Here is an 11,932-nt window from a genome sequence, read left to right on the forward strand (position 1 = left end):
TCTCATAAAATTAATTAAACTCCGCTCTAAATATAAGCCAAACGGTATACTTCTACTCATTTCTTTTAAAGTTTTTGCTAGAGCTCGCCGCAATTTTTGCAAACACGCTGCAATTCTCCAGTAGTTCACCATATTTGCCCGAAGAAATTACCCTGCCATTCTGCATCACAAATATAACATCATAATCTTGAATCGTACTCAAACGATGTGCGATCGTTATGATAGTGAGATTTGTTAGTTTTGACAACACGTCAGTTACTTCTCTTTCGGTGTTATTATCAAGTGCTGACGTTGCTTCATCCATCACTAAAATCTGAGGTTCTTGATAAAGTGCACGCGCAATTCCAATACGCTGCCTTTGTCCACCGGACAAACGCACACCAGACTCACCAATAAATGTATATTCTTTTTGATCTAATTGATTAACAAATTCCTTTAACTGTGCAGCTTGCAAACACGCCTGAATACGCTGGTTATCAATCTTATCAACATCAACACCAAAGGCGATATTTTCTCTAATTGTTTTATCATACAAGACAATAGATTGCGGGATATAAGCAAACAGCTTCTGAAATGCTAGCTTTTGATCAGCATTTTTAATCACTACATCATCGAGCTCAATATGGCCTTGCAATGGCTCATATAACCCCATAACCAAATCAACTAAAGTCGTTTTACCAGCACCTGATTCACCGACAAAAGCAATTTTTTTATTTTTAGGAATATTTAAAGAAACACCTTTAATCGCTTGCGTGCCATCTGCATAGCTATAATATAGATCCTTGAGTTTAAGATAATCAATAAAATTAAAAGTATTTACCTTTTTTTTCTGCTCGAGTAACAACAAATCATTAGACTTAACTTGGTGCAACTCATTATATATCCCTTCTAACGCTGGCATCCCATATTTTATTTGAACCATCGCTTGAGTTAACCGGTTTAAACTTGGTAGAAGTTGTGCAGCGGCAACACCAAAAACTCCCAAAAGCACAAACATACTCTGTGGCGTGTTGCCAACCAAAACGAAGCCACACAACACACACATCACCACTGTTAAACCAATAAACTCAATCAGCATTCTTGGCGCTTGTTGAAATGTTAGCTGAAAGGCACTGGATGACTTAAGTTGAACAGCATCTTTTTTAAACGCATCTAAAAACGTTTTCTCACAATGGTATAACTTTGATTCTTTGATACCCGAAAGTCCAGCTAAAACATTCTCCGTCATTGAAGACCACGCTTCAGAGCGCACATTTGAGTAGTGCTCTATTTTAACTTTAATAAGCCGCATAAAGAGTGTTACACCTAAAACTAAAAATATTGCAACCAATATGGTAAAAACTGGATTAATCCAAAATAAAACAACAAGCACGAATATTGAGGATAAAAGTTCAGTCAAAAACGAGCCAAAGGGTGCCACAACATAATTAGACAACATTGTCGTTTCATTATTAACATTTTTAATCAAATCAGGCGTACTGCGATTCAAATGATATTCATAGGGCAATGCCATATAACCAGTAAAAAGTTTACCTTGTATCTTTGCCATCAAACCAAATAAGAATTTAGATTGATAATTAAGCAACCATAATGCTACTAAGTTTTTAACGGCAAATGCAATAATCAAAACTACTGTTAAGATAATGATTATATGGTTATAACCCCATCCATCAAAAATTTGATAAGACATCACTTTCTCAGGTTGAATCAATACATTGATAAAAGGTATTACAGCGCCAATTCCTAAAACAGCAAAAACACTACCTAAAAAGAGCACCATAACATATCGCCAGAAGGCTTTTTTATCTTTTGCATCCATGATGCCAAAAAAATAATATTTAAATTTTTTCATCTAACACACATCATCACTAGAAGTATGCGTCAAACAAGCAACAACCGAAATCTTTCTATCCACTTTATCTCATGTCCAATGTTCACTTTGAAACTCATAAGTTCTTCACTTGAAAACCGTCGCTAATCTTATAAGATATTGCAGTAATTCTCAATTTTTAATTTTTAGTTTTTAATTCTCAATTTTTAATTCAACATCAAGCCTCACCCTGCAAAACGCGCACACGCTTTCATAAATTATTGCATTCATATATTTTTTCTTGAAATGTATTTGATATATTATCGCCACTCATAGCTTAACACCTTTAGTTAATGCTTCTTGCTCAATCAACCTATTTTCATTCGTGGCAATAATAACATCTATTTTCTGCTCACCTATCAAGTTTTTCACGCTAACCAAGAAATCTATTTTCTTCTCAAGCAATTGATCTCGCGACAGCACGTCATTAGGCACAATCTATAAATCAATGTCACCGCCTCTTTTATCATCGTCAACTCTACTGCCAAAAAGATAAACTGAACTTTCCCAAGTTTTGTTAAGCGGCAAGCCCAATAATCATTTGAATCCATGAATTTCTATGATTTTTTAGCTCAGATTCACCATTTTGACAAACCCTGAGTTTATTCTGACGCTTTATCAACAACTTTCGTGCCGCAGAAAAGGTGTATTGCGGCTTAGTGCCATTATGTGTTAGCTCATTGACTGCATCACTTGGAAGATGCATGACAGCGATCCAAATAATCGTAATGGCAAGCATGCACATATTCAAGTGGTTTATCACCGAATGCTCCAATCTTACTTGGGCTTTTTGGCTGCCGATGTCATGTTTGAGCTCTTTGAAACCAGACTCGATCTTCCACCGTGCGCTATAGTACTCCAATATCTGCGTTACGCTTAAGCTTAAGTCTGTTGTTGCTAAAGCAACGAAGTGATTTTTGTAATAGGCAAAGACAACTTTTATCGGGCATTTAAAAGCTTTAGACATGAAGTTTTTCTCGTAGACAAGCATGTCACGCTTTTTACCATAAACAAAGCTTGTGACTTTTTGGGCTTTAGCTTTATATTCATTTGCCAAATCCCTAACAGAACCTGCTTTGGCACCATATTTTGCAGGACGCCCACATGTTTTACCTTCGATAACCTCAGGAAAACCGTATAAAACACTGTTTTTGCGTAACATGGTGAGGATATGGACTCGATTACCTAGTTGATCTTTTAACGGGTTGTACAATTTACCATTACCAAACCATGAATCAGTCACAATAAGAATGGGGGATTTTGTCCAGGTGCTAAGCTTAAGAATCATTTGGCAGGCCAGTGTAATTTTACTGTTAAAACACTCAGCCGCTGCTTTGTTGCTAGAGTGATAAAATCGCGTCAACAATGGCAAAAATGCCCAACGGGTATGAATGAACTTTAAGAGCCCCAGTTGAACAAAGCACTGTGACCAAGGGTATTTACTTTGATTGTGCTTGGCTGCATGATCAAAGAAATGCTCACAACCAAATATTTCCTTACCGCTTTTAGGCGTGGTAGAGTCATCTAAGGCTATGATAAGGCGTCCATCAGTCAATGGTAATGGAATCAGTTTGAATATAGCTTTCCAAATCACATCCCAGTTAAAGCATTTACTTGCCATAAAGCGATAAAAGCGTGTTCTGCTAAGTGAGTAACCTATTATCTGAACGAGTTTACGATAAATTTGACTACTGATACCAGAACCGATAGGTATAATCATTGCTAAAATCACTGCACTAAAAAGCCGTCCTTTTTGAGTGCTTCTTTTAAAAAGTGCTTGCAAGTGATTAAGTAAAGGTTGTAAGGTATCCATCGATGAGTTGCTCCTGTTTTTTAGCAACCCTAAGATATAGGGATAAACTTTGGTCTGCAGCTCATCCATAGCAAATTCTTACAAAATTCGGGAAAGTTCAGAAGATAAATACTACCGGCACCAAAAACCTCTAAACTTGTATTCCGGTCCTTAGCTCCGTGCTCCGGGCGTCACTCGGCGAAGAGCAGTACTCTTCGTTTTCCCGAGATGACCCTTCGTACCGCTCAATACCGTTATTACGATACCAATCATTAGGGATAGAAGCAAAGTGACTGCTAAAGATCTGAAATAAGCTTTCAAAATCATTTTAATTAAAAAAATCGGTGTTGCCGTTTCAAACCAGTAGTTTTGGTAATGATAGCCTTCATCAATAAACAGTAAAATATCAAAGGGATTATAAACTTTCTGCTTGTCACTTCCTGCGAAGTTATAACCATTATACCAACTTCTTAACAGCTTTCTGTCAACACCACCCTGATCTAAATGCGCTTTAAAAGATACTTCAAGCTCTAATTGCGTATAACCATATCAAATATAAGCATATTTAGCATCTAAAGTAATATCTTTTAGGTTATTTAAGTCACTAAACAAGCTGACTTTGCTAAACTTTGAAACGCCAGTTAGCATCACAAACTTAATATATTCATCACTTGAGATACCAATAGGAAGTCTTTTCATATTTGCCTCAACCTGTATAATTTTTAATTTTCAATGCTTAATTTTTAATTCACAATTCACAATTCACAATTCACAATTCACAATTCACAATCAAGTTTACTCCAGCAACTGACGATTCTGTGCATAAACGTCATTGAACTTCTTCTGGATCATTTGTACCGTTTGTTTGTTTACACCCAAATCATACGCATAGTCTTGCCAATATGAAAGTACATCGACAACATCCACTTCAATTTGATCAAAACCCATTTGCAAAAGCGCTGTTTTAAATTGCACTTTACATTGCCAAAATTGCTCTTTATCCATTTCAACATCAATGGCTAAATCAATATCACCACCGCTTAAGTCATCATCAGCACGACTGCCAAACAAGTATACAGGCACTTCGCCAAAGCTTTGAGAAACGGCTTTTTTTAGAATCCTTTTCATTCGTTCGGATAATCTCATCGCTTAAGCACCTTATGCTTAGTAATTTATCTTCATGCATTAAATGGCATCTTCCTTAATATTAAAATCCAAACATAATTGTGCTAAAGCACCACTGATTTTTTGGTGTCGCTTAAGTGATATTGCATAAAGTTCATCATCTTTGGTCAAGACAAGTTTATGTGGACTACCTTGCCTTAAAGTTTCAATCTTTACCGGAACAGCTAAGTCATAAACCATACTGGATACATGTTGCCTTTTTGATTCCCCAATCGGCCAGATTTTTGACTGTGCATTCTTATCATGCAAAAATCCACCCAGTATTCTACCCCAAAGTGTCAATACAGTTTTTTAAAAATTCTTATTCCTATACATGTCATGCAACCTGCAATGTTTTTTGCACCTGACTTTTAAAGTCAATAGCACCTTCTTTGTACACATTCATTGGTTTTTTGTATCCCAAGCTCTCATGAAATCTACGGTGATTATAAAAATCAATATAATCAGCAAGATCAGACCTAAGCTCAGGCAAAGAACCATATTCATTAAGATAAATTCGCTCGCATTTTGCACTGCGCCAAAAACGCTCAATACAAATGTTATCAGTAGCTCGCCCTTTACCATCCATTGAGATAGTAATACCTCTACTGGATAATGCCTCAGTATGTATATGCGAGGTATATTGACTGCCTTGGTCAGTGTTAAAAATCTCAGGGTTGCCAAAGCGATCAAGGGCTTCATGCAAAACACTCATTACCAGGCTACTATCCATCGTATTCGATATACGCCAACTTAATACGGCTTTTGAATACCAATCAATTATCGCAGCAAGATAAACCATACCACCCTTAAGCTTCACATACGTGATATCAGTAGACCACACTTGGTTAACGCGACAAATATTAATACCACGCAGTTTATAAGTGTATTTAACATGCTGTTTACAAGGCTCGGACAAATTAGGAAACCTGACAGCCAACACCGCTTTTAAGCCCATTTCCTGACGGTATTTCTGCACCGTATTCACGCTGACACTAAATCCATCCTCAAGTAATTGCTGATGAACCTTCAGCGCACCATAAATAGGGATTTCTTCATGGATTTTCTGGATATGCGCTTTAATTTTAAGTGCTTCCTTATTGATTTTAGGCGTGTAATAGCAGTTGCCTCGATTTATACCTAATAATTGGCATTGCTTAACTATGGAAATATTTTCTAGCTTGGACTCCACCATAGATTTTTTAGTTGATAAGTCCAAGCTTGCGAGCTTTCCCTCAAGCCAATCCCTTTCAATCGTAAGTTGACCAACTTTCTTGGCATACTTATCCACCTCATGTTGAAGCTTATCATTTTCAGATTTGTACTCTTTAACCGCCTTGGCTGGCTCCATAGCAATAACGGCATTATCCAAGAAGATTTTCTTCCAGTTTTGGATGTTTTTTGTCGTTATATTATGCTTGCTAGCAAGCTCTGCTAACGTAAGCTCATTTGCCAATAATTCCAATACAACTTTGACCTTAAACTCGGATGAGTAAGTTGTCCTTTTTGTGCTCATAAATACGCCCTCTGTTCATTTCACTTTCAACAATATATCGGAAATGAATTTCAAAAGATACTGTTTAAATTTCTTGGGGTATTATAGTTTATAGATCAGTCTCTTGAAAATACACGGTCGCATTCTGGCGCTGAACAGATGGTGACTTGAAGTCTTTATTCATCATTTTATTGCCCATGACTGAGTTAGCTGGAAAATCTGTACCAGCTGCAATCGCCATATTACCACTTAAAAACATTCCAACAACGATAATTGATAATAGCTTTTTCATAACTAATCTCCTTTAGGTTCAAACACATTTTAGTCATATTTGAGTCTAGTAAGAGATTCCAAAAAATAAAATAACTGACCTAAAAAACAACAATATCGCACAAAAATTAGGTGATCAGCTTATATTTAGATGTCATAAACTTAATAATCTGATAGTGATCATCCATAAGGCAATCGGACATTTTCTCAAGTACATCATCCAGCTTAACCCATTTTGCTGCCTTGGCATCATCCTGAGCAGTAACCTGCGGCAGCTCTTTTTGTGGCAGAGTAATCAACCCTAAATGCGTGATAACACGCCCGCGTAATGAGCGATCCGGATGATCAAAAACCTCTTGCGCTATCAGTGTTTGAGGTATTTCTTCTGGCATGATGGACAGCGTTGTTTCCTCTTCTAGTTCACGCAAAATACCATCAATAATACGCTCATCTTGATCTAGAAAACCACCAGGCAATGCCCATAGATTTTTGCCCGGTGCCTGCTTTCTTTGAATAAGCAATAAATGCTTGTTGCACAGCACCATTGCATCAGTAGTGACAAAAACAGGCTTAAATGGCGCATCTTGCCAAGATGCTTTGTAATTCTCAATATAATCAAACTCATCACACAATGCTTGATAACTGGCTGTTTGCATATAACTTTGCAAGGTTTTTAAACTGCCTTTGTCATCCTCATTGTCAATAAGATAATCTGAATCCAGCACATGATCTTTAAAGAACTTCACACGAAAGTCTGTTGCATTAAAGTCATCAAAATTAGTGACATCAATATGCTGCCATGCTGGAAAGCATTTCAAATAATAACTACTAGCGTCTTTTTGATGCCCTATAATCGCGATATGACTGTCTTTATCTGCGTACTTCTCAACTCGCTCTTGCGCTTCATTGCGCCAACCTGCTTCGTTATAAAACCAATCACTAACCGGTTCGATAATAATACGCTCCAGATCAATATCCGAAGCTTTTAAATCAGATAAAATCATTGCGCGTCTATCTTCATAAGAGAAAGGGTTTTTTATACTTGGCGCCCTAAAAGCTGAACCAATTAAAATAATAACTTTTTCTGCATGCAACAATCCGTAACGTATATTATGCAGGTGTCCAACATGAAACGGCTGAAATCGCCCGATAAACACAGCATAATCATACTTCATTCTTTTTGATTCTTCTTGCGTTAGACTACCCATTATTTTTGCTCTATTCTTTGCTGTTCTACTTTTGGTGCTTCAACTGGATACGACACATAATCATACACTTCAATGACTTTCTTAACTCCAGAAACATTTGCGGCAATACTCGATGCTTGATTACCCTCTTTCTGGGTGACTACACCCATAAGATATACCACACCTTTCTCAGTGACCACTTTAAACTTCAGGCTATTGACGCCACTTGAAACCATCGATGAAATGACTTTAGAGGTAATCCAACTATCCGACAAATAATCCCCGATATCGACTGGATCACCGATAGTTAGCTGATTATAGACCACCTTAACACCAGGGATTTTAGCCATGCGATTAGCAAGCTCCGTTTTAAGCATCTCACTTGGGACTTGCCCCAATAGCAGCATAATATGGTTAAAGACTACTGGCTCAACATTGGAGTTGCCTTTCAGTGCGGGATAATCATTTAATAATGAAATCGCTTTAAATTGAATTGATTTATCCGAGGCATTGGTTTTACCATCGACACTACTGCCGGCAACATTGCTTCCAACAACAGCAGCTCCAGCGCCGGCGATCACAACTGGCGCACAAGCACTTAACAAACCAGCTAGACTAATGCCTAAAATAAGTGATGATATGACTTTAATATTGGTTGATGCTTTTCTTGCAACCTTGCTTTTCTTCTGTATTTTCTGTTTTTTCTGCTTTTTCTGCTTTTGCTGTTTGATTATATTCATCGATAAACTCCTGAAATATCGTGAGTGTATCCGCTAACACCTCACAACCGATGGATAATCTTAACAACCATGGTGAAACTTGTAATTGAATTTGTTGCAGTTTTTGAACATCTTTATGTGACATGCTTGCTGGATGACTCAAAGAGGAGTGTACCGCACCAAAACTCACTGTTTTTGGAAAATAGGATTTTAATTTCTGATAAAACCGCTCAAACTGCGCTTGATCAACACATTCAACCGCTAAAAGCCCACCTAAAGACTCACAGTTTTCGCTAAGCCAATGCGCATGCTTTTGAGTCAAATCACCAACATAATAAATATTTTTAAAGCATTTACTTGCTTTTAATAGTGTATAAACAGCTGCTGAATTTTTAGTAATCTCAGCCATACGCAGATGCACTGTTTTTAAGCTTCTGGATAATAGCCACGCTTGAAATGGATCTAATGCATAACCTGTTTGGCGAATAATCTTCGCAATCTTTTCTTTAAACCGTGTATTAGTCGCAATCACGCCTGAGGTAACATCAGCGTGCCCTACGAGATACTTAGTAGATGATTGCAAAGCAATATCCGCACCAAACTTAAGCGGCATAAAACCGTATGATGACATCAATGAATTGTCAACCACTAAGCAAATATTGCACGCTTGCGTGATCTTAGCTAAATCAGCAATAGGTGTTATTTTCTGTAACGGATTAGACACTGTCTCGCATAACACCATCTTGGTTTTTGCACTTATTGCTTTAACCAAATGATCAGGCTCTTGTAAATCAATCTGCCTAATCACAATGCCACGTTCCTGACACATCTCTTCTAAGATAAACGATAATCCTGCGTAAAAATCACAACCGACAATAAGCACATCACCTGCTTTTAACATGCTTAAGACAATATTAAGTGCTGACAAACCACTGCTCACCGCAAATGCCGCATGCGCTTCATCCAAAATAGCCAGTTGCGCTTCTAGATAGCGACGTGTTGGATTTTGCACCCGTGAATATTCAAATGCATTACTATTGTGTTGATCAAAGGTACTTACTTGATAAATAGGCATGCTCATCGCGTGATATGCGTCATCATTCTCAAGGTGCAATAAGCGCGTTATTCTACTGTTACTCATAATTTCTAAATCATTTATTTTTTATATTCTTTATATTTTTTATATTAGCCGACAAGACTCAACCCAACTCGCTGGCGTTCAAGGTCAATACTAATGACTTTAATCTGTGGCAATTGCTCATTCAAACTCACCACTTCGTTGGGATGACTGACGCGCTTAGTACTTAATTTAGAAATATGAATCATACCATCATTTTTTAAGCCTATATCGACAAAAACCCCAAAGTCTGTGATATTGCGCACAACACCTGAGACCATCATGCCGACTTTAAGCGAATCTATATCCAAGGCTTCAGCACTAAAGCTTACTTCAGGCAATTCATCACGTGGATCAAACCCAGGCTTTTGCAGTTCTTTAATAATATCTCTTAAGGTTGGCTCGCCAATCTTATACATTTTGGCAAAACTTACAATATCGATCTGCTTTAGCTCGTCATTTGATTTTGTTAATAGTCCTCTAGCAATCGCATAATGCTCAGGATGCACACCGGTATTATCTAAAAGATCATGTGCCTCAGGAATACGCATAAAGCCTGAGCACTGCTCAAAGGCTTTATCGCCCAAGCCCTTGACTTTCTTAAGCTCCGCTATATTTTTAAAGCCACCCACTTTATTGCGATATGCTACGACTTCTTTTGCTAAACGTGGACTTAAGCCCGAAACATATGCCAATAGCTGCGCTGAGGCGGTATTTAAATTAACACCGACATTATTGACAACCGCTTCGGTAACATCACTTAATTTTTGTACCAATTTCTTTTGATCGACATCATGCTGATATTGACCGACACCTAGGGCTTTAGGATCAATTTTCACCAATGCTGCCATCGGATTTTGTAAGCGTTGCGCGATCGAAATAGCCCCTCTTACCGTAACATCTAACTGTGGATACTCCTCTTCCGCCACTTCAGAAGCTGAATACACCGAAGCGCCTGCTTCAGAGACAACGGTATAGCGAAGTTTATGTTCTGTTTGTTTATTATAATCAGCAAAGAAATCTTGTAACTCACGCGATGCCGTACCATTACCAATTGCCACAGTATCAATTTGGTATTTTTTGACTAGGTCATTGACGATCTTTTTAGCTTCTATTGTTTTGTTATGCGGCGGTGCTGGATATATAACCGCTTCTGCCAAATACATACCTTTTTCATCAATGACTGCTAATTTAGCACCCGTTTTAAAGCCAGGATCAACACCTAACACGGCATGCGCCTTAACCGGTGGCATCATCAGTAAATGGCTCAAGTTATCAGCAAAAACATGTATTGCTGAGCTTTCTGCTTTCTCTTTTAGCGTATTGATTACCTCACGTTCAATTGATGGATATAACAATCGCTTGTAGCCATCATAATAAGCCTCTATCAACAATGCTGACACACCCGCAGCATGTCTTGGCAGTTTAAAGCGTGTGATCGTTTCTTTATAGCGTTCATGATCTATTTCAATCTTAATGCTTAGCTCTTTCTCAGTCACACCACGAAAAATCGCTAACAAGCGATGCCCAGGTATTTTATTAACATTGGATTGATATTGATCAAACTGCGCAAAGTTACCTTGGGCATTGCATGTTTTGGTCGCTTTAACCTGTAAGCTACCAAAACGCGATACCTGATCACGGACATAGGCGCGCTCTTTGGCATTATCAGCATAAATTTCAGCGACAATATCCATCGCACCTTGCACTGCTTCATCAACGGTTTTTATACCATTTTTGACAAATGATTTAGCACGATCATAAAATGCAGCCTCACTATCATAGGCTTTAAGTAGAATATCTGCTAACGGCTGCAGTCCTTTCTCAATCGCTACTTGCGCTCGCGTATTACGTTTTTGCTTAAAGGGTTGATAAATATCTTCTAAATCATTTAATGTATTGGCTTCATTAAGCGCTTTTTTTAATGACTCGTCATAAACACCACGCTCGGTTAAGGTATGAATAATTTCTTCTTTGCGCGTGTCAAATTTCTGTAAATACTGATAATACTCATAAAAATTTCTAAGCTCTGTATCACTCGCCCCACCTGTCATCTCTTTGCGATAACGCGCTATAAAGGGAATGGTTGCCCCTTCGCTTAACAGTGAAACAATATTCTCAGTGGCTTTAATCGACAATCCACTTTGTGTCGCAAGTTGCTGTAAATTCATGAAACATTTAGGCATGCTAATTATGTTTGCTATCTTCAGCGATTTCATTGCCGATGTCCATCATTAATTATAGCCACCCCACACTGACACGCTTGCAGATTTAGCAAGCTTAAGGCAAGCTGTCATCAACAATATTAGTAATGATGA

The 11,932-nt window shown here is 37.9% G+C and carries 10 protein-coding genes and 1 pseudogene; all 11 read right to left on the bottom strand.

The features are described 5' to 3' along the window. Positions 1 to 52: 52 nt before the first annotated feature. Positions 53 to 1,852 (bottom strand): ABC transporter ATP-binding protein, encoded by a 1,800-nt coding sequence (locus NYP54_RS03825; RefSeq protein WP_283157235.1) that lies wholly within the window; start codon positions 1,850 to 1,852, stop codon positions 53 to 55. A gap of 535 nt (positions 1,853 to 2,387) precedes the next feature. Next, on the bottom strand, positions 2,388 to 3,752 hold the full coding sequence (locus tag NYP54_RS03830; protein WP_283156153.1) for a transposase: 1,365 nt from the start codon (positions 3,750 to 3,752) through the stop codon (positions 2,388 to 2,390). Positions 3,753 to 3,833: 81 nt separating this feature from the next. After that, positions 3,834 to 4,361: pseudogene (locus tag NYP54_RS03835) on the bottom strand (AAA family ATPase). A 96-nt stretch (positions 4,362 to 4,457) separates the two neighbouring features. Beyond that, on the bottom strand, positions 4,458 to 4,808 hold the full coding sequence (locus NYP54_RS03840) for a nucleotidyltransferase domain-containing protein (RefSeq protein WP_283157236.1): 351 nt from the start codon (positions 4,806 to 4,808) through the stop codon (positions 4,458 to 4,460). 39 nt (positions 4,809 to 4,847) lie between these two features. Continuing rightward, positions 4,848 to 5,096 (bottom strand): hypothetical protein, encoded by a 249-nt coding sequence (locus NYP54_RS03845; RefSeq protein WP_283157237.1) that lies wholly within the window; start codon positions 5,094 to 5,096, stop codon positions 4,848 to 4,850. A 67-nt stretch (positions 5,097 to 5,163) separates the two neighbouring features. Then, positions 5,164 to 6,342 carry an IS3 family transposase gene (locus NYP54_RS03850; RefSeq protein ID WP_283157238.1) on the bottom strand — a complete coding sequence of 393 codons (1,179 nt, stop codon included), beginning with the start codon at positions 6,340 to 6,342 and terminating at the stop codon, positions 5,164 to 5,166. A gap of 88 nt (positions 6,343 to 6,430) precedes the next feature. Further along, positions 6,431 to 6,613 (bottom strand): hypothetical protein, encoded by a 183-nt coding sequence (locus NYP54_RS03855; protein WP_283157239.1) that lies wholly within the window; start codon positions 6,611 to 6,613, stop codon positions 6,431 to 6,433. Positions 6,614 to 6,719: 106 nt separating this feature from the next. Then, positions 6,720 to 7,799, bottom strand: a complete 1,080-nt coding sequence (locus NYP54_RS03860; protein ID WP_283157240.1) for a bifunctional nicotinamide-nucleotide adenylyltransferase/Nudix hydroxylase — start codon at positions 7,797 to 7,799, stop codon at positions 6,720 to 6,722. After that, positions 7,799 to 8,518 (bottom strand): BON domain-containing protein, encoded by a 720-nt coding sequence (locus NYP54_RS03865; RefSeq protein WP_283157241.1) that lies wholly within the window; start codon positions 8,516 to 8,518, stop codon positions 7,799 to 7,801. The genes NYP54_RS03860 and NYP54_RS03865 overlap by 1 nt, the downstream gene beginning before the upstream one ends. Then, positions 8,424 to 9,638 (bottom strand): aminotransferase class V-fold PLP-dependent enzyme, encoded by a 1,215-nt coding sequence (locus NYP54_RS03870; protein WP_283157242.1) that lies wholly within the window; start codon positions 9,636 to 9,638, stop codon positions 8,424 to 8,426. The genes NYP54_RS03865 and NYP54_RS03870 overlap by 95 nt, the downstream gene beginning before the upstream one ends. A 44-nt stretch (positions 9,639 to 9,682) precedes the next feature. Further along, positions 9,683 to 11,785 carry a Tex-like N-terminal domain-containing protein gene (locus NYP54_RS03875; protein WP_283157243.1) on the bottom strand — a complete coding sequence of 701 codons (2,103 nt, stop codon included), beginning with the start codon at positions 11,783 to 11,785 and terminating at the stop codon, positions 9,683 to 9,685. Positions 11,786 to 11,932: the final 147 nt, after the last annotated feature.

The sequence above is a fragment of the Cysteiniphilum sp. QT6929 genome (assembly GCF_030035755.1).
Classification (GTDB): Bacteria; Pseudomonadota; Gammaproteobacteria; order Francisellales; family Francisellaceae; genus Caedibacter; species Caedibacter litoralis.